This is a genomic window from Aeromonas sp. QDB62 (assembly GCF_027705695.1).
Classification (GTDB): Bacteria; Pseudomonadota; Gammaproteobacteria; order Enterobacterales; family Aeromonadaceae; genus Aeromonas; species Aeromonas allosaccharophila.
The window spans coordinates 37,423-62,398 of sequence record NZ_JAPDCD010000026.1 but is presented as its reverse complement, the minus strand read 5'-3'; the positions used below and the strand labels follow the sequence as shown (position 1 = coordinate 62,398).

The window sequence follows — 24,976 nt, the reverse complement described above, 5'->3', positions numbered from 1 at the left end:
GCCGCAATTGCGGCCCTTTCAAATACTTACAGCTTGTCGATCATGTAGTGGATGGCGTTTTCAATCTCTTCATCACTACAGTTCGCACACGTGCCGCGCGGAGGCATCATGCCGGACTTGCCGGTGAAGCCTTCAATGGCATGTTTCTTGAGAGTATCAATACCCTGGGCGATGCGAGGCTCCCAGGCCGCCTTGTCACCCCGTTTGGGGGCACCGGCGGCACCGGTATCATGACAGGCAAAGCAGGCGCCCTTGAATACCGTCTCGCCATCGCGGGGGCCGGAAGAGGCGGTCGCAGCCGGTGCGGCACCCGCGCCGGCAATACCTTCCAGATCCTTGGCGGTATAGACCTGACCGATTGGTTTGATCCGCTCGGCAATGGCTTCCGGTGACATATCATCGGCAGCAAGCACTGCCCCAGACAAGCTGGCGGCCGTCATCCCGACAGCCAGCAAATAGCTCAGTTTTTTCAACACGCTCATATACTCCCAGCAGTCTTTTATTATCCATGTAAACGACGGGATTATAACCGAATAGTTACAGCCATTTAAACGCTTGTGTGTGAAGTGTTAAACACTCTGTGTGCAAAGTTTTGGGCGATATCACGGCAATTCAGGCGGTGGAGATAAAAAGAAACCCGGCATTCGCCGGGTTTCAGGTAACCAAGGGGTGAAATGGGTTATTTGTCCCAGCTCAGGATCACCTTGCCGGAGTGGCCGGAGCGCATCGCATCGAACCCCTGCTGGAAGTCGTCGATGTGGAATCTGTGGGTAATGATGGGGGAGAGATCCAGCCCGGACTGGATCAGGCTGGCCATTTTGTACCAGGTCTCGAACATCTCGCGGCCATAGATCCCTTTGATAAACAGCCCCTTGAAGATCACCTTGTTCCAGTCGATGGCCATGGTGGAGGGGGGGATGCCGAGCATGGCGATCTTGCCGCCGTGGTTCATCTTGTCGAGCATCTCCTGGAAGGCGCTCGGGACGCCGGACATCTCCAGCCCCACATCGAACCCTTCGGTCATGCCCAGCTCGCTCATCACGTCGGCCAGCTTCTCTTTGCTGACGTTGACCGCGCGGGTGGCGCCCATCTTGCGGGCCAGCTCCAGCCGGTATTCGTTGACGTCGGTGATCACCACGTGGCGGGCGCCTACATGGCGGCAGACGGCAGCAGCCATGATGCCGATGGGGCCCGCCCCGGTGATGAGCACATCCTCACCCACCAGATCGAAGGAGAGGGCAGTGTGCACCGCATTGCCGAACGGGTCGAAGATGGCGGCCAGCTCGTCCGGGATGTTGTCCGGCAGCTTGAAGGCGTTGAACGCGGGGATCACCAGATACTCGGCGAAGGCACCCGGACGGTTGACGCCAACGCCAATGGTGTTGCGGCACAGATGAGTGCGCCCTGCGCGGCAGTTGCGGCAGTGACCACAGGTGATATGTCCTTCACCGGAGACCCGATCGCCGATGGCGAAGCCGCGCACCTCCTGACCGATGGCGACCACTTCGCCGACATATTCGTGGCCAACCACCATGGGTACCGGGATGGTCTTCTGGGACCACTCGTCCCAGTTGTAAATGTGGATATCTGTGCCGCAGATGGCTGTTTTGCGGATCTTGATCAGCAGGTCGTTGTGGCCGAGCTCGGGGGCCGGCACATCCGTCATCCAGATGCCGACCTCTTTGTGCAGTTTGGAGAGTGCTTTCATGACTGTTCCTTCAATATGAATGCAGAAAAAAAGGGGCTGCAGCCCCTTGATTCAAATCAGATAACGCCGAGTTCACGGCCGATGCGGATAAAGGCGTCAATGGCCTTGTCCAGCTGCTCGCGGGTGTGGGCGGCAGACATCTGGGTGCGAATGCGCGCCTGACCCTTGGGCACAACAGGGAAGGAGAAACCCACCACATAGATGCCGGCAGCCAGCATGCGGCTCGCCATTTCGGAGGCCAGCTTGGCATCTCCCAGCATCACCGGAATGATGGCGTGGTCGGCACCCGCCAGAGTGAAGCCGGCGGCGCTCATCCGCTCGCGAAAGTATTGGCTGTTCTCTTTCAGGTGGGCGCGCAGGTCGTGACCCTCGGCCAGCATGTCGATCACCTTGATGGTGGCGGCAACGATGGAGGGGGCCAGCGAGTTGGAGAAGAGGTAAGGGCGGGAGCGCTGACGCAGCCAGTCGATCACCTCTTTCTTGCCGGAGGTATAGCCACCGGACGCGCCGCCGAGCGCCTTGCCCAGGGTGCCGGTGATGATGTCGACCCGATCCAGCACGCCACAATATTCGTGGGTACCGCGGCCGTTTTCGCCGATAAAGCCGACCGCGTGGGAGTCATCCACCATCACCAGCGCATCGTATTTGTCCGCCAGATCGCAGATGGATTTGAGGTCGGCGATGACGCCATCCATGGAGAAGACGCCGTCGGTGGCGATCAGCTTGAAGCGGGCACCATCGGCATCCGCCTGTTTCAGCTGGGCTTCCAGCTCGGCCATGTCGTTGTTGGCGTAGCGATAGCGCTTGGCCTTGCACAGCCGCACGCCGTCGATGATGGAGGCGTGGTTGAGGGCATCGGAGATGATGGCATCTTCGGCGCCGAACAGGGTCTCGAACAGGCCTCCATTGGCATCGAAGCAGGAGGAGTAGAGGATGGTGTCCTCGGTGCCGAGGAAGGCGGACATCTTCTGCTCCAGCGCTTTGTGCTGGTCCTGGGTGCCACAGATAAAGCGCACCGAGGCCATGCCGAAGCCGTGGCTGTCGAGCCCCTGATGGGCGGCGGCGATCAGATCCGGGTGGTTGGCCAGCCCCAGATAGTTGTTGGCACAGAAGTTCAGTACCTGCTCACCGCCGACGGCGATGCTGGCCTGCTGGGCGGAGGTGATGATGCGCTCCTGCTTGTACAACCCTTCGGCTTGCACCTGGTTCAGTTGCTCGGTCAGGTGACGATAGAATCCGTTAGACATCCTCGATCCTTATTGGCTATTTCAGCTGCGTATCAACAGAGGGCAACATTTTACTGCAATCTGTTGCGGTAAATTCAAATGATTGTGCTGATATTCAACAAATGTGAAACAGATCTCACCCAACTGGTTGGGCCAGCTGGCGGTAGTGTTGCTCCAGCTGCTGGATCTGTCCGGCCACCTGGGGCTGCACATAGGGGCGCAGCAGGAACAGCACCTTCAGCACGCCCTGATAGAGCAGCGGCTTGGTGATGCGGGTGTTGGGGGCTTGGGCAATCTGGAACGGGATCCAGCAGGTCACCACCATCTTGATGGTCTGGCCCAGATCCGGCAGGTCTTCATCGCTGACATCGATGATGCCCCCTTCACGCAGGCTCCTGAGCAGGGCGACCACGGAGGAGCGCATCTGCTCCTGTGCCTTGAGGTATTTCTGTTGCAGCGGTTCGTCGCGGCTGAGGATGTCCGGCAGGTTGGCGTAGAAGAAGCGGAACTGCCACATCAGATAGAAGATGGCATCCAGATAGCCCATCAGATCTTGCAGGGTGATTTCGCGGTTGCGGGTCGGGACGAAGCTCTCGCTCAGGTGGCGGGCATACTGGTCGAAGATGGAGTGGATGATGTCTTCTTTATTGCGGAAGTGGTAGTAGAGGTTGCCCGGGCTGATACCCATGTGTGCCGCAATATGGTTGGTGGTGATGTTGCGTTCACCCTGATCGTTGAACAGCTCGGTCGCGCTGTGAATGATCCTGTCTCTGGTTTTCATCACTCATTCCTCCAACAGGTTCCGCTCGGGGCAGTTTTGAACAAGGTCGAATCCCCGGGCGGCCCGTGATAAACTTTTCGGCAATTTCAAATTGGCTCACTATACACAGCTTTAACAAGCAGTCACATGTAGCCATCAACGTACGAGAGGCAAACTCCATGATCGTAGTAACTGGCGGTGCTGGCTTTATCGGCAGCAATCTGGTCAAGCAGCTGAACGCTCAAGGACGGACCGATATCGTGGTCATCGATGACCTGACCGACGGCACCAAGTTCGTCAACCTGGTCGATCTGACCATCGCTGACTACATGGACAAAGACGAGTTTCAGGCTCGCATCGTCTCCGGTGACGAGTTTGAAGAGTGGGACAACGGCATCGAGGTGATCTTCCACGAAGGTGCTTGCTCCGCCACCACCGAGTGGAACGGCAAGTTCATCATGGAGGTCAACTACGAGTACTCCAAGGATCTGTTCCACTACTGCATCGAGCGCGAAATTCCGTTTATCTACGCCTCCTCTGCCGCGACCTACGGTGGCCGCAACGACAACTTCATCGAAGATCCCAAGTTTGAACAGCCGCTCAACGTCTACGGCTACTCCAAGCAGCTGTTTGACCAGTACGTGCGCCGCTGGATCCCCGAGATCAACTCTCAGGTAGTCGGTTTGAAGTACTTCAACGTCTACGGCCCGCGCGAGCAGCACAAAGGCTCCATGGCTTCCGTTGCCTTCCACCTCAATACCCAGGTGAAGAAGGGCGAGAATCCCAAGCTGTTCGAAGGTTGCGATGGCTTCCCGAACGGTGGTCAGATGCGTGACTTCATCTATATCGACGACGTCTGCAAGGTAAACCTCTGGTTCTGGCAGAACCCGCAGCACTCCGGCATCTTCAACTGTGGTACCGGTCGTGCCGAGCCGTTCCAGAACGTGGCTGAAGCGGTGATCAAGCATCATCAGAAGGGCGCTATCGAGTACATTCCCTTCCCGGATCACCTCAAGGGTCGCTACCAGAGCTTCACCCAGGCTGACATGACCAAGCTGCGCAGCGTGGGTTATGACGCCGAGTTCAAAACCGTTGCCGAAGGGGTAGCGGATTACATGGCCTGGCTCAACCGGGCCTAATTATTTGCTTTTGCGGAATGGCCGCCAATCAGGCGGCTTTTTCGTTATTTTCTATGTGGTTAGCATGAAGAAAAAAGTTTTATTTATAATGGAAACATTGGGCGGAGGAGGCGCCGAAAAGGTCCTTATCGAAACGCTTAAGCGTTTGGATTTTAGTAAATACGCTATTACGCTGCTGTTATTAAGGCGTGAGGGCGTATACTTATCTCAAGTTCCAAAAAATGTAACAGTGGAATTTCTGTTGCCGACCGAACCATCGGGATTGTTTCAGCGTAGAATTTTTTTCTCTATTAAAAAACGCTGGTGGAATTTTGTGTTAAATAACAAGTGGTTAGCAAGTATCATATTTAATGAACGATATGATGTTGGTATCGCATTTTTGGAAGGGAATAGCTCTCTGTTGTTATCTCATCTGAATTCTGTTGTGCGAAAAATCGCATGGGTCCATATAGACTTGTTGTGCCATCAAATTCTTTCCAGAAAAGTTGAACGTACCGTTTATAAAAAAATGGATAACATTGTCTGTGTCTCTAAAGGTGCACAGAATGCATTGTTGAAATTGTATCCTGAAGTGAAACCATATACTCAAGTGGTTTATAACCCGGTTGATATCGAAGGCATAATTCGGAAAAGTCATGAGCCTATTACGAGTGAAGGGCAAATAAAAGTTATTGCTATCGGACGGCTATGCAATGCACAAAAAGGATTCGACATCTTACTGGCTGCTCATAAGATAAATATTGATGCAGGGGTTAAATATCACCTTGCTATTTTGGGGGAAGGTGATGATAGAGCTGGGTTAGAGGCATTTATTAATATTAATAATATTGGTGATAGTACGAGATTACTTGGGTTCAAGGAAAATCCATATCCATATCTTGCTGATAGCGATCTATTCATTATGTCCTCACACTATGAGGGTTACCCGGTTGTACTCGTAGAGGCGATGGCGTTGGGGAAGGCCATTGTATCAACAAATTGTACTGGACCTAGTGAAGCTCTCGATGGCGGAAAATATGGTGTTCTCGTTCCTGTCGGGGATGCAAATGCGCTTGCACTGGCAATACGCAAAATGATTGAAAATAAAAAAATGCTATCAACATATAGTTCCTTATCGAAGGAGCGAGCCAAGATTTTCAATCTCCGGGAGAGTATGAGGCAGATCGAGCAATTATTAGATGGGGAGAGTAAACGTCCTTCCAGCTGCATTGTTCATTCAAGTCTCGCCAATGGAGGGCGCCTAGGATGAATATATTGATGGCGCTCTCCCAGCTCGAAGTCACGGGCGCCGAGGTCTATGCCACTACGGTCGGTAACGAACTGACCCGGCGTGGTCACAACGTTTTTTACGTTTCAGACACCCTGACCAAACCGACCCTTGGCCCCGTCTTCACGCTGAGATTCAACAAGCGCAGCATTCTGCGCCGCTTCTGGCACGTCTTCTACCTCATCTATCTCATCAAGAAGCACCATATCCAGTTGGTGCATGCTCACTCCCGCGCCTCCGGCTGGAGCAGCTATGTCGCCTGCAAGCTGACTAGCACCCCGATGATCACCACGGTGCATGGTCGCCAGCCGGTGCATGCTTCGCGCAAAGCGTTCCATGCACTCGGCTATCGAGCGGTTGCTGTTTGTGAGGATATCGCCCATCAGATTGTCGACAATCTGGGGGTCGATCCTGCGATCGTGCAGGTGCTGCGTAACGGTATCGAAACTGACAAATTCCAGCCTGTGCCTGCGCCGGACAATGCCAAACCAGTGATCGCCATCATCGGGCGTCTGAGCGGCCCCAAAGGGGAGCTCTGTTACCGCTTACTCGACGAAGTGCTCGATCTCGATGCATGCAAGGTACGGATTGTCAGTGGTACCAAGGTGCCGGAGCGCTTTGCCCGTTTTGAAGAGCGCGCCGAGTTTGTTGGCTATGTCGACGATGTGCCCGCGCTGCTGGCGGGTAGCGATCTGGTGATCGGCGCTGGTCGGGTGGCGATGGAAGCCCTGTTGTGCGGTCGTCCGGCGTTTGCCATCGGCGAGGCCAAGGCCATCGGGCTGGTGACTGAACAGAATCTGGACGAGGCGCTGGCCAGCAACTTTGGTGATATTGGTCCCAAAGATTTGGCTATCGATTTTGCTGCGCTGAAGGCAGAGATTGCATCCGCACTGGCCAGTAAAACGGTGCCGGAGACCATTCGTCAGCGCATTCAGGACGAGTACGGCTTGCAGGGTGTCGTCTCCGGGCTGGAGTCCATCTATCAAGATGCGGTGGTGGAAACCCTGCGCCGCGAGATGCCGGTCATCATGTACCACCGCTTTATCGAGCAGGATAGCGAGAAAGGGGTGCACGGCACCTGGATGCCGATCGCCATGTTCGAGAAGCATCTGCGCCTGATGAAGTGGCTCGGCTATGAAACCCTGACGTTCCGTGATTTGGCGGACAAAGGTTTTATCCACCGTCTGCAATACGGCAAGAAGTACCTGATGATCACCGCCGATGACGGCTATCAGGACAACCTGACCCGCATGCTGCCGCTGCTGGAAAAATATGGTTACAAAGCTGTGGTGTACGTAGTCACCGGTGAAGGCTATAACCGTTGGGATGTGGAGCATCCGACCAATCCCGATACCAAGGTTTCGCTAATGAGTGGTGAGCAGGTCAAAGCGCTGGCCGCCAGTGGCTATGTGGAGATTGGGGGGCATACCCTGACTCATCCCCGCTTGAGTCAGCTCACAGCCGAACAACAAGCCCATGAAATTCAGGAGAATAAACGCCAACTGGAGACCCTGCTTGGCCATCCGCTGCTCTCGTTTGCCTACCCTTACGGAGATATGAACGACAGTGCCAAGGAGCAGGCTATCGCCGCCGGGTACCGTTTTGCCGTCGCTACCAACAGTGGCCCCAAAGCAATGCACCAGGACCCTTTCCAGATCCGCCGGATCGCCATCTTCCCCCGCACCGATGTGTTCGGGTTATGGCGAAAAATTCGCGGTAATTATGTGTTCAGGAAATCAAAGTGATATTAAAAAGCATTATAAATGTGGAGCGATTTACTTTTCTTATTTTTTCGCTCACCCTGCTCTTCGCATTCAGCGGAATGTTTTTCTTTATTGATGGCAAAACATATCTATCTAACCTTATTGTCATTGCATCCTTAATAGGTATGGTTTCTTTTTTCGTTCATCGCTATCCTGTGGGTATTAGAAATCGTCATATATTATGGTTTTTATTATCCTATGCCATTTGTCTTTTTGTAAACAGACAGATTCATGGTGACCAATATGGAATTATGCGTGCCATAATTTATGTCACATGTTTCGCATTTTTAATGCCACGGCATACTTTTTTACTAAAAGCTGGTTATTGTGGCATTATTTTGGGTGGGTTTGGATTGGGGGTTATTAGTATATGGCAGTATACTCATGGAGTAGCTAGAGTCGAGGGTTTTACAAACGCGATTATTTTTTCTCAAGCTGCCCTGACATTAGCAATTCTCAATATGTGGATTTCTTTTTCTTTCTCGGATACTTTTCTTGAAAAAGGGTTGTCTATCATCTCGGCACTATTCTCTCTGTGTGCACTATATCTTTCACAAAGTCGTGGTGTTTGGCTGGCGTTCATAGTTGTGATTACCTACCTGTTACTTGTTAAAATAACAAAAAAACCATTGAAATATATTTCAATCACGCTAGGGTTGTTGTTGGTATTCGGAATGCTATATTTAAACAGCAGTATAGTGAAAAATAGAATTGATGCTGGTTTTTCTGATGTTGTAAACATGGGGAATGGAAATTACAGCACATCTCTTGGGCTCAGAGCTGTAGCATGGAAAAGTGCTTGGTTAGGCTTTATCGAGTCACCATTAATAGGCGTGGGCACCGATGGTTTTGATGCGTTAAAGCAAGTGCAAGTGAAGCAAGGTCTTGTGCCGCAAGCGTTGCTAAGCCCTGAGCTAGCGCATGCACACAATCAGTATTTGCAGACTTTGGTTATTCGGGGAGGGATAGGATTCATTTTCTTGCTGGGCATGCTTATATTACCGGCAATATTTTTTGCGAAAGAAATGGGGATTGTGTCTGCTGGAGTGTTTATCCCTATATCATTCGCTGTTGGAGCTGTGTTTGATGTACCTTTTGAACACCAAAGCATGATGTATTTATACTCATTAAGCCTAATCTTTATTTTATTTTGTCATGAAATTAAGCAGGATTTATTATAACTATGATACCCGTATTTATTATTAGTTTGACACGTAGTGCTGACAGGCGGGCCATGGTAGAGCGCCAAATGTCTCATTTGGGGGTTAACTTTGAGTTTTTCGATGCTGTCGATGGCAAGTCATTGGCATCAGATAGCTTGGCGAAAGTGGATTTCAATCTGGCAAGAGAGACTTGCGGTCATGACCTTAGCTTGGGTGAGGTCGGTTGTGCCATGAGTCATATCAATATATATGAAATGATGGTGGAGAAAAATATTCCTCGTTGTGTCATTTTAGAAGATGATATTTACGTCCACATGCATTTCAAAGCTATCACCAACGAGATCATTAATAAAAACAATTCTGACATTGTATTCTTGCATCATGGCAAGGCGAAACACTTCCCAATATACTCATCTTTGCCAGAAGGATATCGTTTGGCAAAATATTTAACACCCAGTAAAAACTCACAACGAGGAATTATATCTACAGGCGGATATATTCTTACGCTGGCAGGCGCTCACAAACTGCTGAAAATAGCTTATCCAATCAGAATGCCTGCTGATTATCTCACTGGGCGGCTGCAGTGGAATAAAATGAGTGCCGCTGGTGTTGAGCCGTGCTGTCTGGATGTTGGACTATTCCAATCGACTATTGATGACAGAAATTATGGTCAACATATAGAATGATGGAGGTGATTGCTGTGATTAAAACCTTTCAATTATGGAGGGATGTCCTTCGCCGCAAGCTGGGTATTTTACTTTTTGATCGTCATCCATCAGTAAGATCGTCATCGCATGGTGTCACGGTTTTTGTTAGGTGGGATGCCAAGCTTGGTGATGCAATCGTCTCTTCCTGGGTGGCAAGGGAGATTAAACATAAATTTCCAGATCGGAAAATCTACGTTATTACCAGCACGGAAATGGCTCCGTTGTTTAGAGATTTTTTTAATTTTGATTACGTCTTTGAAATACCAAAGAGAGCTGGCTATATGGAGCTCAAAAAATTAGCAAATGAAATGGGTGATGTAGATTATCTTGTGCATTTTAGCCAAAAAATGAAGATGAAGGATCTTTATTTCATCTCCAAAGTTAGGAGCAAAAATGTAGCAGGACTCGATGATGAGCTTGACTGTATTAATATCAAGCTGGGCCAAAAAACAGCAGGGATGCACTTCGCTAAAAAATTTAAGGTGCTGTTGGAGCATATGGGGATTGCTAACCCTGATACCAGTTATATAGTGCCTTTGTTCAAGGATTCTGAGGATAGGGTTGGCTCTTGGTGGCCAAGTAATAGAACGTTGTGTTTCAATCCATATGGTAGTGGGGCATCTCGTTGTTTCAGTGTTGAGAAAAATATAGAGCTAATCAACACAATGCTTGATGCATCAAATTACAGCATTTGTCTGTTGTATCCACCTGGGCGTGAGAAGGACGTTGAACGCCTTGTATCTCATGTTTGTGACCCAGCCAGGGTTATTATTGATCATGAGAAACCGTCTCTGGCGGCGCTCTTTGCACAGGTAAGGCATTGTGCCGGTATGGTGTCTGTGGATACTGCTACAGTGCATATTGCAACAGGTTTGAGTAAACCTGTTCTTGGTATTTACAATGATAATTTCGGGATGCCAGAAAATGTGGAGTGGCATCCAAATAATCCTCACTCAAGTGTTATCTACGCAGAAACCAGGTCTGCACAACAAGACGTGAATTTTATAAATGTTGCTGAATTTAAAACAGTATTTGAAAAGTGGGTGGCTGATTATCTATAGAGAGTTGGGGTTTTCCCCAACTCTTTCTCATAAAGAGATAAATTCTTCGGTCACACTTTCACTAGAAAAAAGTTGATAATAGTTTGAATTAACGGGGATTCTTCTTTGATCCACACTTGTAATTGCCATGGCCAGTCCATTGATATCTCCCATAGGGATTAGAAATTTATCGAGTGGTGTCGTCAATATCTCTGCAGGCCCAGACGGACAATCTACACTGATAATCGGTGTATGGCATATCAGAGCTTCAATAAGCACAGTTGGCAGCCCTTCAGCATCTGATGTCAGGATAAGTGCCTGGGCAGCTTTGATATAGGGATAGGGATTCTTCTGAAAATCTATGATTTTCACCTTGCTGGCAAGGCTCATCTCCTCGATCATGGCTTCAATATGAGGACGTCGTTCCCCTTTGCCCATCAGGATGAGTGGCGTATCAACGCCACTTAGCTGATATGCCTGCAAGAGACGATCGTGGCGTTTTCGCTCTTCGAAGGTGCCGACATGGATAAAATACTTGTCGAATGGCTTGCTGAAAGGCTCATCGGCCAACGCCTGAATTTTCTCGATATCAAATGGGTTGTAGATAACCTGACATGATTTGGGGGTGGCTTTTACATTGTGCAAAATGTCGTCTGCTATACCACGGGATACACAGATCAGTTTTTTGCCATTATAGAAGCGCTTGAATTTTTCATATCCTTTGGCGTTGTTTTTGGCAAAGCCGGTGACATTACCATGGATCCAGTAATAGATATTCAGTGTTTCAGGCAGGTGTCTAGTAATTTTGTCACATGAGCATGAGATGATGACGTTAGGTGAAATCTCTTTGATTTTTTTGAGGATCAGCGACGCTTGTATTTTTTCAACCGCAATATTGGATATGGCTTTGGTCAGTTTTGTGACAATGCCAAGATCAATCGGATGAATATTGTCGGGCAACGTATGATCTATTTTTTCCCGCAAGGTAAACAAGGTTACATCGGCACCGGCATCTTTTAGTAATGATGCGGTATTGAGCAGAACCTTTTCCGCACCACCACCATACAAGTCTTCAACAATGAATAAAAACTTTTTAACTGGTGGGGTCATAATTGCTCCGCGGGTCTCATAACTGACTGGTAAATCTACTAAAAATGTGAATCGTAAACGAGCAAAATCAGGTGGCAACTGTTAAAGTCGTTAGCAATTTTTTCAATAGGTGTGGATCAATGATTGGTCTTAGTGGGCGCTACCATAACGCATTATTTGCGGCCTGTATATTTGCCGGGCTGCTGCTTTCCTGGTTGTTTTCCGATCACCAACTCCTCACCGGCGACCAGACCCAGATGCTTCACAAGGGCTACCTGGGGGCTTATGAGGGGGTCTGGCTCAGCTATGGCAATGCGGCGAGTGCGGTGGGCAATGTGCCGGGGAGTCTGTCGGCCTGGCTGATTGGCGGGCCGCTGCTGCTGTGGGATTCACCTTATGCGCCCATGCTGCTGCTGCTGGCGATGCGGTTGGTCGGTTTCCTGCTGTTTGATGCGGTGATCCGCCAGGTGTTTGATGACCGTGCATTGAATGGCAATGTATTGAATAGCAATGTGGTGCGGTTGCTGTTTTTGGTGCTCTGCTGGCTCAACCCCTGGTTCCAGTACGAGAGCCTGCTCTACAACCCCTCCTATCTGTTCCTCTTCTCCGCCATGCACTGCTGGTCGGCCTGGCATATGCGCGAGCGGGCCTCCTTCTGGCACATGATCATTCACCTGTTGGCCATCGGCATGGCGATGCAGTTGCACTACTCCTGGCCGCTGCTGGCGGTGATCTCCACCTATCTCTTCTGGCGCCGCATTCTCAAGGTGAGCTGGAGCGGGGTGGTGGTGGCGGCGCTGTTGATTGGTGCATCCCTTATCCCTTATGCCATGGAAGTGATGAGCAACAGCCACATCACCCAGAACGTCGATCCCGAAGCGCGGCAGCGCTATATCGGCTGGGGGCTGGTACACGTCTATCCGGTGCTGAAATCGGTGATCTACTGGCTGCGCTACGGCTCCTGGCTGTTTGCCAGCAAGCTGGTCAACGACACCCAGTTTATCTGGCTGGCGGGGCACGAATATCTGCAACTGGCGGCGGTCTGGTTGTGGCGGGTGGTGATCTACGGGGTAGGCTCGGCGACCGTGCTGTTGGCAGCCAAGGCCAACTGGCAACTGTGGCGTGAACTCAAGCCGCGCCTGCTGCGCAGTGATCGGGCCGAAGTGAATGGCGAGAGCTGGCTCGGTCTCTATGCGCTTGCGGCGGTGCTGGCGGTGCTGGTGAGTGCGGCGCTCTCGCCCATCATCTTCAACTACTGGCACCTGATGCTGATCTTCCCCTACGCCCTGTTCCCGATGCTGCTGTTGCTGGTGCGTTGGAGCCGTCGTTATCCGCAGTGGGTTGGCAAGGGGCTGCTGGCAGCAACTCTGTTCTGCACCGCGGTGAACCTGATTGCGGCGTGCGACAGCACCAAGTTCTCCTATCAGGCGGACTACAAAACCCAGGTGCTGGAGTATCTGCACGAGATGAAGCTGCAACCCAAGTTGTAACCTCTGGCCTGCCAGCGCCCTCGCTGTGAGGGCGCTGGCAATGGTTCACTATTCGAAACGATCCATATGGGCGAAGTTTTTGGCTTCGGCAACCCAGCCTTCACGTCCCTGCCTGTCCCTGATCTTCACCCACCACTGGCTCTTCGGCGTGGCACCATATTTGATCTGGTTGCGCTCGTAGTCATAGTCCAGGGTGTAGGTCTTTCCCTTGTACCAGAACTGCATCGCCCCTTCCCCGAGGCTGGCCAGCGTATACAGCTGTTCGCCCGCTTTCAGCTTGAGCTGCGGGCCTTCACCCTTGTCGTTATAACCGAGCGTGACCGGTTTCAGAACCTTGACTATCCCCGGCTTTTCGACGATGACCACACCGGTCAGTCCCTCTACATTCTGGCCGCGCGGCACCTTGAACAGGGTTTTGGCGGTCAGCGAAGGCTCGGCTCTGGCGACCACCTCCTGTTTGGTGGTCCATTGCTGATAGGTGCACCCTTCAAACGGACAACCGCCCCAGTCATAGTAAGGCACGGGGGGTTTTTCATTGGCGCTGGCAGTTGCAGCAAAAAAGGACAAAGCAATCAGTAACAGTCTCATAAAGATACCGGCCAAGCGGAATGGATGAATTGAGGTGGCAATATATCCAATGAGAAAAAGCCAAGCAAAACAATGATTTTGTTGATCTCATTGACAATAGTGAGTGTGGTTGATGTCGGTGGAAATTGGGGGGAACAGGGACCACAGAACGGCGGGAGCAGATAGCCCGCCCCTTTGCCTTGTGCCATGCTGATGGCTATCGGGGCATCGGGTCGGCACTTATGGGCATCTCTCGTTCGGGTATGCGTTTGGTATTACTGCTATCGGCACTTCTTCTCCCTTTTATGACCATCAGCCAAGCCGTTGCGGTCAACGCGCCACTGCGGGGATGCGCCTTCCAGCTGGCGCCGCTGGTCACCATCGATCAGCAGGGCAAGGTCTCCGGGCCGGTGATCGACTACTTTCGTCGCCATATCGAACCCGCGATCGGGCGCACCATCGAGTGGCAGGGGCTCAATGTGGCGCGGCTGCTCAGCAACCTCGAGAATGGCGAGTGCGAGCTGACCCCGCTGCTGAGTTACAGTCCCGAGCGGGCTCGCCACTTTCACTATATCGACCCCCACCTGTTGCTGCTGCGGCCGGTGCTGGTGGTACTGGTGCCATCGCGACTTCACTCGGTCGAGCGGCAGGAAGATCTCTACGGCACCACCATCGGCTGGTCGAGTCAGGCGATCGTGCCGCCGCTGTTGCAGCATCCGCAGATCCATATCGACACCCTCTCCCAGCTCAGCTGGGAGCATGGCAACATGCAGAAGTTGCTGCGCGGGCGCATCGATGCCGCGCTCTTCTCCAACGATATCTCCGCCAACCATTTTCGCGCCCGGCTCTCTGCGGTGACCCGCCTCATCTACCTTCCAGTCACTCCGCTGGAGGTGCATATCGTGCTGACCAAGTCGCTGGGGGATGCCAATCCCGAGCTGGTGCAGCATATGCGTCAGGTGGTGGAGCGGGTGCCGCTCGCTTCGCTGGTGGAGTCGACCCCGCGGCTGTGGGGGCGTTGAGAGGGGGTTGCGTGCAATAATCTACAAGTCCAACGCCCGCTTCTGGTGTATCTATAACCCATGAATACCACCGATTCCCTCATCCGCTATTGGCAATCCCCGCACCTGCCGGGTGTCGAGCTGTCGCACTCCCACCACAGGGCGTTCAGCTACGGCCGCCATGTCCATCTCGATTACCATATCGGGCTGGTGCAGCGGGGTGGTCAGAAGTTTATCCACAAGGGAAACAGTCACCATCTGGTGCGCGGGGTGCTCTCTACCGTCAACCCGGATGAGGTGCACGACGGCCTCAGCCTGCTGCCGGAAGGGTACGAGGTGCGGGTCTTCGCCATCGATCCGCAGCAGCTGGCGCTCTGGCTGCCGGAGCAGCCGGAACCCTTCTTCGACAAGGGATTGCAGAGCAGACCCGACCTTTATCAAGGCTTTGCCCAGTTGCACGGCTATCTCGACAACCCCAAGGCCGATGGCCTGCTGATCGAGAGCCAGCTGCTGGCCCTGCTGGGGGAGCTGCTGCATCTGGCCCCCGAGGTACACCCGCTGGCCGATCCCCAACTGAGATTCCTGCGCGACTACCTGATGGCCGCCCTCGACGAACCCCACTCGCTGGAAGAGCTGGCGGGGCTGCTCGGGCTCGACCGTTTCGCCTTCCTGCGCCAGTTCAAGAAACGCAGCGGCATGACCCCCTACGCCTGGCTGAAACGGCTGCGGCTGGAGCAGGGCAAGCGGCTGCTGGCGAGCGGGATGGCGGTGAGCGAGGTGGCGCTGGCGGTCGGCTTCTTCGATCAGAGTCACTTCCACCACGGCTTTCGCCAGGCATTCGGTCTGACGCCCGCCGAATTTCGTGCCCAGATGCAATCTTTTACAAGCCGCGCCCCCCGCTGATCCGCCATGCTGACTCTCCGTCGTTAAAGCGAGAGTTGTTATGCTGACCAGTCTGTTCGTTACCCTCGGCCTGATGCACCTGATTGCACTGGCCAGCCCCGGCCCCGATTTTGCCCTGATCCTGCGCACCAGCCTGCACCGGCCGACCGCCCTTGGCGCGGCGCTGGGCATCTCGCTGGCGATCATGGTACACGCCACCTTCAGCCTGACCGGGATCAGCATGCTGATCGCCAGCCACCCGCTGCTGTTTATGGTGATCAAGTGCTGCGGCGCCCTCTATCTGGGCTGGTTGGGGTGGGGCGCCTTGATGGCGGCCCGCCAGCAGAGCGGCACCGTGATGGCCAGCGCCGCCAACGAGCTGCGCGGCTGGGGCAGGGGCGTGCGTGCCGGTATCGCCACCAATCTGCTCAACCCCAAGGCGCTGGTGTTCTTTATCGGTCTGCTGGCCGCCATGGTGACGCCGCAGGTGGACGGGGTGACCCGCGGCCTGCTGGTAGGCGAGCTCTTTATCATCTCCCTCTGCTGGTTCGGGTTGCTGGCGTGGAGCCTCTCCACCGATCGCGCCCAGCGCCTGCTGCTGCGGGTGCAGCGGCCACTCAATCTGGTGACTGGCGTGTTGTTTGCGGTAGTCAGCCTCTCCATTCTGGCGAGCATGGGGGCCGAGCTGGTGGCCTGACGAGTCGGCGCAGGGGCCTATACTCCATCAAGGTTTACCTGTCAGGAGTGTCCGGCCATGCGTCTACTGCCTCTTTGCTGGTTGTTGGGGATGGCCCCGGCGCTGGCGGCCCCGGTTCAGCTCAGATTGCTGGAGTGGGGCTATCTGCCAGCGGGTTATGAACAACAGTTTGCCGACTACGCCAAAGCCCATGGGGTGGAGGCGACGGTCAGCCGGATCGAGCCGCTGCTGACCGATTTTGACAGCGTCTACCGCGCCCTGCGCACCCGCAGCGCCGATGTGGTGCTGCCGACCAGCTACTTCTACAAGGCCCATCACCAACCGCTGTTCAAGCTGTTGCTCCCTATCGATTTCAGTCGCCTGCAACACTACGCCGAGGTGAAGCCCGCCCTCAAGAACACCGAGTATGACAAGCAGGGGGAGCGCAACTACTCGGTGCCCTTCTCCTACGCCATGTTCAGCCTCGCCTACGACAGCAAACAGGTGCCGCAAGCGCCCACCAGTTGGCAGGTGCTCGCCAGCAGCCCGCCGTCGGGCCAGTTTGCCGAGTTCTGCGACCAGTTCGAACCGCTGCTGTTTTCGGTGCTGCTCTCCCTTGGCAAGTCGCCCGCCCTGTTTGCCAGCGGCGAGATGCTAGCCGACAAAACGTTGCAGCAAGAGGTGGAGCAACAGCTCACGCAGCGGCTGCAAGCCAGCCGTGGCTTCTGGTTCAATCAGGCCAACCGCTGTGAGGATCTGCGCCAGCAGACCTTTGCCACCACCTGGGGGTTGGAGCTGGTGGAGTGCAACAAGCAGTACGACCAGCAGTGGCGGATCGCCATGGTGCAGGAGGGGGCCATCTATGCCCTCGATGCGCTCTCCATCGCCCGCCATGTTGGCGATGATCCCGCACGGCTCAAGGCCGCCTACCTGCTGGTGGATTTTCTGCTGAGCGCCCCGTTGCAACGCCAGATGCTGGTGGGCACGCCCACCATCTCGGCCAGCAATGTCGGCTCCCGTCCGCCCCTCAGCCCGCAGGAGCAGGCGGTGTTGCCGGATCGCCCGCTGCCGGAGTTTGATGAGCGGCTGCTGGTGCCCGCGCTGCCTGCCCATATCAAGAATCGCTACAAACGGATGGTGCAGCAGGCGATCGTCGCCAGCGGCAAAGAGGGGCTGGTCAAGCAGTGCCCCTGGGATCTGGATAACTGATGAGTGGGTCTGCCGCGTGTCCGGCGGCAGGCCCGTTGCGCAGGATGGCTGGTGATCGGTCATCGTGGGTTCTGATGCATTCCCCCGTTCAACTCACGCCGCTCGCGGGCTCGCATCGTTTGAAAAAACTGAGCGCTTGCCGCAGCCCCATTTAGCCGGATTAAACAACCGAACCCTCGCCAGATTGCCATTCATACCCTGCCCGACCCTGTACAAACGCGCCGCAATTGTGACAACTTGGATGTGAGCTGAACAATCTTGATCTGTCGCTTGTGAGAAGGTGGCGAATAGGTTATTTCTCTGTGACATTGGCGGCTTCCGGCACGGGATCTCCAGCCATGTGGTGCGAAATCCACAGCAAAAACAAACAGTAAAATGCAGGAGCAAATATGAAAAAGGTCGTGATGGTTGCCGTGGCTGCGGTCCTTCTGGGTGGCTGCGCCGTCAAAAATCAGGTCTCCTACAGCTTGCAGTCACTGCAAACTGTTCCCTTCAGCGCCTTCCAGCCGAGCGAGAGCAACCCCAACCAGCGCGTCTACAAGGAGCCGGGTGTTGATCTGCGCCAATACAACGAGGTGCTGCTTGATCCGCTGCAGTTTATCCGGCAGGAGAATGGCCAGTGGTATCTGCTGACCGCCAACGACCAGAACCAGATTGGCCGCTACTACCACGACACCTTCCAGCGCGAGCTGATCAAGCACGGCGTCAAGATTGCCAGCGCCCCCGGCCCTAAGGTCATGCGGATCCAGGCGGCTGTCACCAACTTCGACCTGACCCGTCCCGACCCGAAACTGCGTGACCTGCTGCCCGCCAAGATCGCCATCAACGTCACTCGTGAAGTGATCGGCAAGGAGCCCTACCTGCTCAAGGTGGGCAGCATGGCCCAACTGCTCGACTCCCAGAGCGGCAAGCTGCTGGTGCGGGTGATGGATGCCCGCGAAAGCCCGGACACCACCCACAAGGATTCGCCTATCACCGCCGGGGAGATGGAGAAGATGATCGACCAGTGGGCGGCCAATCGTGCCAAGCAGCTGGCGGACAATCTTGGGAAATAAGAGTGGGAAATAGGTATCCGAAAACAGGTGCCGACAAGATCGAGAGAGGGAGCCAGCGGCTCCCTCTTTGTTGTCTGCATTTTTGTCCGCGCCACTGTCGCTGGCATGGCCGCACAGCCCTCGCCAGCCATGCGATCAGCTCGCAGCCGAGTCCGCCTTTTTGCCGTCAGCTGAGGAATGCGCCCGCCGATTTCTGCTTTTCTCCCCCGCATTCTGGCAGTTAGGATGACACTTCCCGTGACCGTATCCTCATAGCATAAGGAACCACTATGACCCGTCACCCCTGCATCAAACACTGGAGCGAGCTGCAAGAGCAGACGCCGCGCTACTACTCCGGCAGTCAGGAGCCCCTTTCTCGCGGCTGCGCCCTCGGCAAGCACTTCGGTTTTAGCCGCATCGGCATTCACCACGAGATCGTCGAGCCCGGCCATCGCACCAGCTGGCCCCATGCCGAAAAGACCGAGGACGAGTTTGTTCACGTGCTGGAAGGAACGCCCGACGTCTGGCTCGATGGGGTGCTCTATCGGCTGCAACCGGGGGATTCGGTGGGCTTCAAGGCCGGTGACGGGCTGGCCCACGCCTTTATCAACAACACCGAAGAGAGTGTCCGGCTGCTCTGCATCGGCGATACCGATCGGGAGGACAACCGCATCCACTACGCCGTCCACCCCAAGCGCAATATCACCCTCGGCCAGCTGCACTGGGATGACGTGCCCGAGCGTGAGCTGGGGGATCACGACGGCCTGCCCGACAAACTGCGCGAGAGCAACGGCCCCTTCTAGGGCGCTTGTCCTTCTGCGCACCAGCCCTGCACCACCCGACATAAAAAAGCCTGCCGCGTGGCAGGCTTTTGCTATCAGTTTGCCGCCTGTGGCGGCGCGGCGCTTATTGCAGGTTGAGCCCGCCCAGATAGTCGCGCTTGCCGAGATCGACTCCGGCGCGGCGCAGCAGGGCATAGGCCATGGTGAGGTGGAAGTAGAAGTTGGGAATGCCGTACTCATGGACGCAGGTATGGCCATCCATCCCCTTGCCGCCCGCCCAGTGGGGCACGTAGCGACCGCTGGCGTACTGGCTGTAGTCCGCGTCCAGCTTGCCCTGCAGATAGCTGATGGTCTTGCCGATATGGGCGCGCAGATCGGCGATGGTTTTGGGATCATCGCCCATGGCCGGCAGCTCGCTGTGGCTGGCGGTGGCGACCACGGCGCGGGCCGAATCGCAGCAGATCAGCACCTGCTTGGCCAGCGGCAACATATCGACGATCAGCCGCTCGCCGAAGAAGTTCTCCACGTTGAACTGCTTCGCCGCGGCGTGGGCTTCGGCCTTGGCCAGACAGTGGTCGAGGTTGGTCAGCATCTTGATAAACTGGGCGGTAATGTCGCGATTCATGGGCACTCTCCATCTTGTTGAAACAGCGGCCCGCTTGAGCGGCCACGGTGAATGAGACTGGCTAATCGGCCACCAATATACCCCATCCCCTGACAGGTTCGAGCCTGCCACGACGAAAAGGGCAGGGGAGGCGCTACTTCGCGCGACAACCGCTGGCCAAGCGGCCATGCTCGCTTTTTGAACCTGCGAGTCCCTTATCGCCCCTTTTTTGATCTGTGACATAAATCACCTTTTTTCAGGGGCGTAGGCTGAATGCCGTTGTCCTGGACACACGCCTGCGCATCCGCCAGGACACAAGAAAAGGAGAATGACATGAAGATCTATGACCGGAACCGAAATGTGCTGAACCTGGGTCAGCGCGTGATGATTGCCGCCACTGGCGCAGTCGATTTTTTGAAAGAGGCCCACACCGACCACATGACCCCCTATCAGGCGGAGCATGAGAAGTGCGTGCTGCTGGCAAACACTCAAGAGCGTTACGCGCCCATCGAGTTGATTAGACTAGGCTGATCCCTTTCCCTGTCACCCTACTCTTTACAATTCACCCGGCCGCCGGCCCCATCTGGCGGCCGGGTTTCTGATGCCGCGGCATTGTGCTGCCGCCACAGGGTTGGGCATAGGTCCGATGAGGATTCATCAATCGTTCCTGTAGCTTTGTACCGAGTGGGCAGCCCGGATGTGCTAGCCGGAATGCAGTCAGACCTTGCCGTTGAAGAAGGCGACAGCTTCCTGAAAACTGGGTCGCTGAGGTACCTGCCAATCGGGATGGGCGTTGAAGTGGTAGCCATTCCCCTTGATACACTCGACCAACAGGCTGAAGCTCTGCTGGTCCGGCACGACACATACCTCATCAAAGCGCACCACCTCATTACCATTGCGATGTTCCATGGCCCGTGGCAGATAGAAGGTGGCCGGGAAGTTATCACCCATTGACGAGACCGGGCTGCCTGCATCATCGCTGTGATGAAACATCTCTCTGTGCTCTCCTCGCCCCAGCGTGCCATTGAGGGTATCGACCAACTGCAGAGTTCGTGAGGTGATATTGCCCCGGGTAGTGTCTTCCCGGTTGTAAAAACTCGCCATGGTATGGGGATCGTTAGGCAGGGGTTGGTACTTTACCGCCGTGTTGGGTCTGGCATCACGCCCGCCATTTCCATACTCCTCGAGAGGAGGGGCCACCAGAAAAAGGTCGTAGTCTGCCGTCATGGGCAAGCCGCACTCGGGATTGGCCAGGACTTGAATTGCCTGTTGCTCCCCCTGTCGGCTGATCCGGTAGAGGCCATCGTCCTCCTGTCGGGCCACGAATTCATAAGGGGTGCCACTGGGCCCTTCGGCTCGCAGCAGGCGCACCGGCCCGACCCCCTCACCCTTGAGACCAAAATCCTGAATCAACTCCCCGATACGCTGATGGCTGATCCTGAGGTCGGCCTGGGTATAGGCACCGCTTTTCATCCCCTTCGCCACCGCCTGGTTGAGTTTGTCTATCTCGGCCGCATCACGATTTTCCCGTTTGCTCAACAGCTGATCGACACAGATAAAACCGGCCTGTGGCCCCCAGTTCGCACTTTTTCCTTTGACCGAGAACCCCTTGGTCGGATAGCCCTCTTCAATCAGAGTGGTCACCATTCCTTCAACCGGACGAATGCCAAAGACAGTATCTTTCTCCTTGGCTACCGCTTGCATACGCAGCGCATGTTCTGGCGGGATTCCCACGCCATGAGAGGTAAACAGGCTCTTCACGGCTTGAAGATCCAGACCCGCCGGACGAGTTTTCCCCTCGGGTTGCTCTACTGCTGCTGGCTGCACGTCACGAACGCCATCAATACGCATCATCTATCCCTCCACTGTGAATCAGGGGTCAGTCTAAGAAGTCGCGGAGGGTGGGGTATTGCAGAATTGGTCGTCATTTATTGAATTTTCCGGCGATATCCTGAGAAGAGAAGCTGCGCACAGGAGGGCTATGGCCGATTTAGCGGTGGTGCGTGACGTGTACGAAGCAGCCAAATGCCGAAAGATTGAACCGGGTCACACCCCGACCGATATGACCGATTGTCAGCCAGTGAAGGCTCATGCGAACCTTTATTTCCCATTAACCCACTAAAAATAAAAACTATGTTCAGGCAAATAATGATGAGTGCCGCCCTGCTGTCGGCGGCGCTGCTTTCCGGTTGTGCTTCCGTGCCCATGGCCGATGCCACCGCAGATGCGCAGGCCAAGCAGTTTGTGGCCCCCAAGGATGCGGCCAACCTCTATATCTATCGCAACGAGACCTTCGGCACGGCCGTGAAAATGCCGCTGCTGGTGGATGGTTCTGCCGTAGGCGATACCGTGGCTCACAGCTATATCCTCAAGCAGGTGACGCCGGGCAGCCACACCATCACCTCAAAGTCGGAGAACGATGCCACCCTGACCCTCAGCACCGAGGCGGGTAAAAACTACTACGTCTGGCAGGAGGTCAAGATGGGCCTGCTGATGGCCCGCTCCAAGCTGAGTCAGGTCAGTGAAGAGGAAGGCAAACAAGGGGTGATGGAAAGCAAGTTGGTTAAGTGATCAGATACCTTCACCTAACAAACACGGCGTAGCCTTATCAGCTACGCCTTTGCCCGAAAGTGGGTGTTCCAGATTTCCTGTCCATGTAGGTTCGATTAGCGAAGCGTAATCGGACGATCGCGTAATGGAACATCCGCACCATCACGACCCGCAAGCAGATCGAAGTGAGGCAAGGCTATGCTTGGCTTTTCGGTCTCAACGAGGGTAAAAGGATGGCCAATTGGCGGCGGGCATGGTGGCCCGGAGGAACCTGGTTCTTTACCGTCAACCTGCTGGAGCGACGCAACAACCGGTTGCTGGTGGAGCAGATCGACTTGCTGCGTCAAAGCGTTACCAAGGTGCAGCAGGCTCACCCCTTCGCCATTCACGCATGGGTGGTGCTGCCCGACCACCTCCACTGCATTCTATCTTTGCCGGAGGGAGACACTGATTTTCCCCTGCGTTGGCGGCTGATCAAAAGCCACTTTTCCCGCGCCCTGCCGGTCAATGAGCGGCGCAACCAGACCCGGCTACGCCACGGGGAGCGGGGCATCTGGCAGCGCCATTATTGGGAACACCTGATCCGGGATGAGCAGGATTACCGCCGCCATATGGATTACGTCCATATCAACCCGCTCAAGCATGGTCATGTTACGCGGGTGGCCGATTGGCCATATTCCACCTTCCATCGTTATGTGGCGAGTGGCATCTATCCGCAGGATTGGTGCGGGTCGGTGGATGGGCCGTTGGGGGGATTGGAGTAAACCCCTAACAGGGTTGTTCCGTTGTAAGCGTCCGATTACGCGAACGTCTTACGCGATCGTCCGATTACGCTTCGCTAATCGAACCTACGGCCCTTCAATTAAAGAAAACGGCGTAGCTTCACCAGCTACGCCATCTACTAAAAGATCGATGTCACAGATTTTATGTAAATATATCATAAGATTAGGCGTATTTTTGTTACATTAACAATCCGAAATTAAAACTGTTTTTGCCGATGGGAGTGAGAGTGGGAATATTAGAGGATATATGGAGTTCCATTAAAGGTAATGCCAGAATAAGGGTTAAAGACCCTATAATTGGCACCTTTATTTTCTCTTGGTGTATATGTAACTGGGATAAGTTGGCAACCCTCTTTTTAGGAACAGCCTCAATTGATGAAAGAATAAAATACATGGTTGATACCATGCACATCACAAATCTACTTTATGATGTAGATCTGATAATCCTTCCATTAGTGCTGACGCTATTATATCTGTTTGTATTTCCACATTTATCACTATGGGTAAAACAAAAACAGAATGCCGTTATTTTAACACAGCACAAGCAAGCTATAGAATTGGATATTAACCAGGCAAAGGCTCAGAAACAACTTAACAAAGTCAGGCTTAGAGCAAATCCTGAAAAAGAGTTTCTTACTCAAGAAATTGAAATGGATCTTCAAGAGGAGATGCGGAAAAGTGAACGCCGTAACAAGATAATGGAATATATCGATTTAAAGACAAAAAACAAACGTGCAGAGTTGGAAATAAAAAGTTCTCAGGCAGAGAAGTTACGTGTCGAGCTTGAAGTGAAAAAACGACAAGAGGACACAGAAAAAATGAAATTTGAAAGGCAAGCCGCAATTCATAGGGCAACGTTAGCTTCAAATCGCTTTCCTATCTTGTATCAATGGATGAATTTGCTTTCAAATAGCATCCAACAAGATGGCGTGACCATGAGCCTTAGTGGATTAACTAACACTATCGCTGCCATGTTTGGGTATGACACCATAGATATGCTGATCAATGATAAAAATTTCAACAACTCAAAGTTAGATGAAATAAAATTCATCTATCACGATTCAGTATATTTGGCTGATAAGCTTAGCAATATAGCAAGCGCTGAAAATGACAATGAAGAAATAATATCTGGAGAGTTACTTTTTGATCATTTTCAGATGATATTGGAGGGTTTCAACATAGATTTGTTATCTGCTGATGAATTAGCGGAAAAGATATGTGATATGGTCAATGAAACAAGTTATGACATTCTTAATAGTGAGGAATTATCAGGCCCAATGGCTGAGACTGACACTATATTTGATGACCTAGAGATAGCCGTCGATAGTTTTAAATTTAATGACGAATTTGAAGTCTCAATGAGTGGTTATGCTAGTGGTCATCATCGAAAAGAAGATGATGTTATCGGTCGAGAATTGTCAGTTAATATAATCGCTAGTTGTACACCAAAGATAGGTAGATTCGGTTTGTCAGATTACAAATTAACTATTAGTGGTTCGCCTAGAGATTATGAGTGAGTTAGCAACTTTGGATTTTT

At 53.5% G+C, this 24,976-nt stretch carries 25 protein-coding genes; 17 read left to right on the top strand and 8 right to left on the bottom strand.

Going from position 1 to position 24,976, the window contains the following annotated elements; all coding sequences use genetic code 11:
• Positions 1 to 26: 26 nt before the first annotated feature.
• From OKC27_RS14140 to OKC27_RS14125, 4 genes are all read right to left on the bottom strand, one after another.
• The gene (locus OKC27_RS14140; protein ID WP_162518200.1) at positions 27 to 482 is read right to left on the bottom strand and encodes a c-type cytochrome; all 456 of its coding nucleotides are present in this window, start codon (positions 480 to 482) and stop codon (positions 27 to 29) included.
• Positions 483 to 679: 197 nt separating this feature from the next.
• Positions 680 to 1,708: an L-threonine 3-dehydrogenase gene (tdh, locus tag OKC27_RS14135; protein WP_139409626.1), complete on the bottom strand. Its 1,029-nt coding sequence runs from the start codon at positions 1,706 to 1,708 to the stop codon at positions 680 to 682.
• Positions 1,709 to 1,764: 56 nt separating this feature from the next.
• Positions 1,765 to 2,955, bottom strand: a complete 1,191-nt coding sequence (locus tag OKC27_RS14130) for a glycine C-acetyltransferase (protein ID WP_182938523.1) — start codon at positions 2,953 to 2,955, stop codon at positions 1,765 to 1,767.
• A gap of 115 nt (positions 2,956 to 3,070) precedes the next feature.
• Positions 3,071 to 3,715 carry a TetR/AcrR family transcriptional regulator gene (locus OKC27_RS14125; RefSeq protein ID WP_042057022.1) on the bottom strand — a complete coding sequence of 215 codons (645 nt, stop codon included), beginning with the start codon at positions 3,713 to 3,715 and terminating at the stop codon, positions 3,071 to 3,073.
• A gap of 158 nt (positions 3,716 to 3,873) precedes the next feature.
• On the opposite strand from OKC27_RS14125, the gene rfaD reads away from it, so the two are divergent.
• The 6 genes from rfaD (at position 3,874) to OKC27_RS14095 (ending at position 10,794) form a co-directional block, all read left to right on the top strand.
• On the top strand, positions 3,874 to 4,833 hold the full coding sequence (rfaD, locus tag OKC27_RS14120) for an ADP-glyceromanno-heptose 6-epimerase (protein WP_075113788.1): 960 nt from the start codon (positions 3,874 to 3,876) through the stop codon (positions 4,831 to 4,833).
• Between the two features lie 64 nt (positions 4,834 to 4,897).
• Positions 4,898 to 6,082 carry a glycosyltransferase gene (locus OKC27_RS14115; RefSeq protein ID WP_182938522.1) on the top strand — a complete coding sequence of 395 codons (1,185 nt, stop codon included), beginning with the start codon at positions 4,898 to 4,900 and terminating at the stop codon, positions 6,080 to 6,082.
• A complete protein-coding gene (locus OKC27_RS14110) occupies positions 6,079 to 7,845 on the top strand; it encodes a polysaccharide deacetylase family protein (protein WP_182938521.1) in 1,767 nt (588 codons plus the stop codon). The genes OKC27_RS14115 and OKC27_RS14110 overlap by 4 nt, the downstream gene beginning before the upstream one ends.
• Positions 7,842 to 9,044, top strand: coding sequence for an O-antigen ligase family protein (locus tag OKC27_RS14105; protein ID WP_270806413.1), 1,203 nt, complete (start codon positions 7,842 to 7,844; stop codon positions 9,042 to 9,044). Before OKC27_RS14110 ends, OKC27_RS14105 begins: the two co-directional genes overlap by 4 nt.
• Before the next feature lie 2 nt (positions 9,045 to 9,046).
• The gene (locus OKC27_RS14100) at positions 9,047 to 9,712 is read left to right on the top strand and encodes a glycosyltransferase family 25 protein (protein ID WP_182938519.1); all 666 of its coding nucleotides are present in this window, start codon (positions 9,047 to 9,049) and stop codon (positions 9,710 to 9,712) included.
• Positions 9,709 to 10,794: a glycosyltransferase family 9 protein gene (locus OKC27_RS14095; RefSeq protein WP_232093588.1), complete on the top strand. Its 1,086-nt coding sequence runs from the start codon at positions 9,709 to 9,711 to the stop codon at positions 10,792 to 10,794. Before OKC27_RS14100 ends, OKC27_RS14095 begins: the two co-directional genes overlap by 4 nt.
• Positions 10,795 to 10,821: 27 nt before the next feature.
• Here the strand turns inward: OKC27_RS14095 and OKC27_RS14090 are convergent, their stop codons facing one another.
• Entirely contained in the window at positions 10,822 to 11,883 is a 1,062-nt protein-coding gene (locus tag OKC27_RS14090; protein WP_182938518.1) for a glycosyltransferase, read from the bottom strand.
• A gap of 236 nt (positions 11,884 to 12,119) precedes the next feature.
• Between OKC27_RS14090 and OKC27_RS14085 the strand changes: the two genes are divergently transcribed.
• Positions 12,120 to 13,352, top strand: coding sequence for a 3-deoxy-D-manno-octulosonic acid transferase (locus OKC27_RS14085; protein WP_182939811.1), 1,233 nt, complete (start codon positions 12,120 to 12,122; stop codon positions 13,350 to 13,352).
• A 48-nt stretch (positions 13,353 to 13,400) separates the two neighbouring features.
• Here the strand turns inward: OKC27_RS14085 and OKC27_RS14080 are convergent, their stop codons facing one another.
• Entirely contained in the window at positions 13,401 to 13,874 is a 474-nt protein-coding gene (locus tag OKC27_RS14080) for a hypothetical protein (protein ID WP_232093586.1), read from the bottom strand.
• Between the two features lie 308 nt (positions 13,875 to 14,182).
• On the opposite strand from OKC27_RS14080, the gene OKC27_RS14075 reads away from it, so the two are divergent.
• The 6 genes from OKC27_RS14075 (at position 14,183) to OKC27_RS14050 (ending at position 19,524) form a co-directional block, all read left to right on the top strand.
• Positions 14,183 to 14,941 carry a substrate-binding periplasmic protein gene (locus tag OKC27_RS14075; protein WP_270806412.1) on the top strand — a complete coding sequence of 253 codons (759 nt, stop codon included), beginning with the start codon at positions 14,183 to 14,185 and terminating at the stop codon, positions 14,939 to 14,941.
• A 60-nt stretch (positions 14,942 to 15,001) separates the two neighbouring features.
• On the top strand, positions 15,002 to 15,823 hold the full coding sequence (locus OKC27_RS14070) for a helix-turn-helix transcriptional regulator (protein ID WP_182938515.1): 822 nt from the start codon (positions 15,002 to 15,004) through the stop codon (positions 15,821 to 15,823).
• A gap of 40 nt (positions 15,824 to 15,863) precedes the next feature.
• Complete coding sequence (locus OKC27_RS14065) at positions 15,864 to 16,499, top strand: LysE family translocator (protein WP_075113781.1); 636 nt, start codon at positions 15,864 to 15,866, stop codon at positions 16,497 to 16,499.
• Positions 16,500 to 16,556: 57 nt separating this feature from the next.
• Positions 16,557 to 17,687: an ABC transporter substrate-binding protein gene (locus OKC27_RS14060; RefSeq protein ID WP_270806411.1), complete on the top strand. Its 1,131-nt coding sequence runs from the start codon at positions 16,557 to 16,559 to the stop codon at positions 17,685 to 17,687.
• Between the two features lie 389 nt (positions 17,688 to 18,076).
• A complete protein-coding gene (locus OKC27_RS14055) occupies positions 18,077 to 18,742 on the top strand; it encodes a DUF3313 domain-containing protein (RefSeq protein WP_182938514.1) in 666 nt (221 codons plus the stop codon).
• A gap of 269 nt (positions 18,743 to 19,011) precedes the next feature.
• Positions 19,012 to 19,524: a cupin domain-containing protein gene (locus OKC27_RS14050; RefSeq protein ID WP_182938513.1), complete on the top strand. Its 513-nt coding sequence runs from the start codon at positions 19,012 to 19,014 to the stop codon at positions 19,522 to 19,524.
• A gap of 103 nt (positions 19,525 to 19,627) precedes the next feature.
• Here OKC27_RS14050 and OKC27_RS14045 read toward each other — a convergent pair whose 3' ends face one another.
• Positions 19,628 to 20,128, bottom strand: a complete 501-nt coding sequence (locus OKC27_RS14045) for a DUF1993 domain-containing protein (RefSeq protein ID WP_182938512.1) — start codon at positions 20,126 to 20,128, stop codon at positions 19,628 to 19,630.
• Positions 20,129 to 20,440: 312 nt separating this feature from the next.
• Here OKC27_RS14045 and ydfZ point away from each other — a divergent pair, with 312 nt between their 5' ends.
• On the top strand, positions 20,441 to 20,638 hold the full coding sequence (gene ydfZ / locus OKC27_RS14040) for a putative selenium delivery protein YdfZ (RefSeq protein WP_042018422.1): 198 nt from the start codon (positions 20,441 to 20,443) through the stop codon (positions 20,636 to 20,638).
• Between the two features lie 186 nt (positions 20,639 to 20,824).
• Here ydfZ and OKC27_RS14035 read toward each other — a convergent pair whose 3' ends face one another.
• Positions 20,825 to 21,961, bottom strand: a complete 1,137-nt coding sequence (locus tag OKC27_RS14035) for an anthrax toxin-like adenylyl cyclase domain-containing protein (protein WP_269475276.1) — start codon at positions 21,959 to 21,961, stop codon at positions 20,825 to 20,827.
• A 279-nt stretch (positions 21,962 to 22,240) separates the two neighbouring features.
• Between OKC27_RS14035 and OKC27_RS14030 the strand changes: the two genes are divergently transcribed.
• The 3 genes from OKC27_RS14030 (at position 22,241) to OKC27_RS14020 (ending at position 24,956) form a co-directional block, all read left to right on the top strand.
• Positions 22,241 to 22,678, top strand: a complete 438-nt coding sequence (locus OKC27_RS14030) for a DUF2846 domain-containing protein (RefSeq protein WP_182938511.1) — start codon at positions 22,241 to 22,243, stop codon at positions 22,676 to 22,678.
• A gap of 212 nt (positions 22,679 to 22,890) precedes the next feature.
• Positions 22,891 to 23,421, top strand: a complete 531-nt coding sequence (locus OKC27_RS14025) for an REP-associated tyrosine transposase (RefSeq protein ID WP_182938510.1) — start codon at positions 22,891 to 22,893, stop codon at positions 23,419 to 23,421.
• A 245-nt stretch (positions 23,422 to 23,666) separates the two neighbouring features.
• The gene (locus OKC27_RS14020) at positions 23,667 to 24,956 is read left to right on the top strand and encodes a hypothetical protein (RefSeq protein ID WP_270806410.1); all 1,290 of its coding nucleotides are present in this window, start codon (positions 23,667 to 23,669) and stop codon (positions 24,954 to 24,956) included.
• Positions 24,957 to 24,976 lie beyond the last annotated feature (20 nt).

What these genes read in the sequence shown, in the direction of transcription:
- OKC27_RS14140 (WP_162518200.1), bottom strand. Translation starts at nt 482, where the DNA reads ATGAGCGTGTTGAAAAAACTGAGCTATTTGCTGGCTGTCGGGATGACG.
- tdh (WP_139409626.1), bottom strand. Translation starts at nt 1,708, where the DNA reads ATGAAAGCACTCTCCAAACTGCACAAAGAGGTCGGCATCTGGATGACG.
- OKC27_RS14130 (WP_182938523.1), bottom strand. Translation starts at nt 2,955, where the DNA reads ATGTCTAACGGATTCTATCGTCACCTGACCGAGCAACTGAACCAGGTG.
- OKC27_RS14125 (WP_042057022.1), bottom strand. Translation starts at nt 3,715, where the DNA reads ATGAAAACCAGAGACAGGATCATTCACAGCGCGACCGAGCTGTTCAAC.
- rfaD (WP_075113788.1), top strand. Translation starts at nt 3,874, where the DNA reads ATGATCGTAGTAACTGGCGGTGCTGGCTTTATCGGCAGCAATCTGGTC.
- OKC27_RS14115 (WP_182938522.1), top strand. Translation starts at nt 4,898, where the DNA reads ATGAAGAAAAAAGTTTTATTTATAATGGAAACATTGGGCGGAGGAGGC.
- OKC27_RS14110 (WP_182938521.1), top strand. Translation starts at nt 6,079, where the DNA reads ATGAATATATTGATGGCGCTCTCCCAGCTCGAAGTCACGGGCGCCGAG.
- OKC27_RS14100 (WP_182938519.1), top strand. Translation starts at nt 9,047, where the DNA reads ATGATACCCGTATTTATTATTAGTTTGACACGTAGTGCTGACAGGCGG.
- OKC27_RS14095 (WP_232093588.1), top strand. Translation starts at nt 9,709, where the DNA reads ATGATGGAGGTGATTGCTGTGATTAAAACCTTTCAATTATGGAGGGAT.
- OKC27_RS14090 (WP_182938518.1), bottom strand. Translation starts at nt 11,883, where the DNA reads ATGACCCCACCAGTTAAAAAGTTTTTATTCATTGTTGAAGACTTGTAT.
- OKC27_RS14085 (WP_182939811.1), top strand. Translation starts at nt 12,120, where the DNA reads ATGCTTCACAAGGGCTACCTGGGGGCTTATGAGGGGGTCTGGCTCAGC.
- OKC27_RS14075 (WP_270806412.1), top strand. Translation starts at nt 14,183, where the DNA reads ATGCGTTTGGTATTACTGCTATCGGCACTTCTTCTCCCTTTTATGACC.
- OKC27_RS14070 (WP_182938515.1), top strand. Translation starts at nt 15,002, where the DNA reads ATGAATACCACCGATTCCCTCATCCGCTATTGGCAATCCCCGCACCTG.
- OKC27_RS14065 (WP_075113781.1), top strand. Translation starts at nt 15,864, where the DNA reads ATGCTGACCAGTCTGTTCGTTACCCTCGGCCTGATGCACCTGATTGCA.
- OKC27_RS14060 (WP_270806411.1), top strand. Translation starts at nt 16,557, where the DNA reads ATGCGTCTACTGCCTCTTTGCTGGTTGTTGGGGATGGCCCCGGCGCTG.
- OKC27_RS14055 (WP_182938514.1), top strand. Translation starts at nt 18,077, where the DNA reads ATGAAAAAGGTCGTGATGGTTGCCGTGGCTGCGGTCCTTCTGGGTGGC.
- OKC27_RS14050 (WP_182938513.1), top strand. Translation starts at nt 19,012, where the DNA reads ATGACCCGTCACCCCTGCATCAAACACTGGAGCGAGCTGCAAGAGCAG.
- OKC27_RS14045 (WP_182938512.1), bottom strand. Translation starts at nt 20,128, where the DNA reads ATGAATCGCGACATTACCGCCCAGTTTATCAAGATGCTGACCAACCTC.
- ydfZ (WP_042018422.1), top strand. Translation starts at nt 20,441, where the DNA reads ATGAAGATCTATGACCGGAACCGAAATGTGCTGAACCTGGGTCAGCGC.
- OKC27_RS14035 (WP_269475276.1), bottom strand. Translation starts at nt 21,961, where the DNA reads ATGATGCGTATTGATGGCGTTCGTGACGTGCAGCCAGCAGCAGTAGAG.
- OKC27_RS14030 (WP_182938511.1), top strand. Translation starts at nt 22,241, where the DNA reads ATGTTCAGGCAAATAATGATGAGTGCCGCCCTGCTGTCGGCGGCGCTG.
- OKC27_RS14025 (WP_182938510.1), top strand. Translation starts at nt 22,891, where the DNA reads ATGGCCAATTGGCGGCGGGCATGGTGGCCCGGAGGAACCTGGTTCTTT.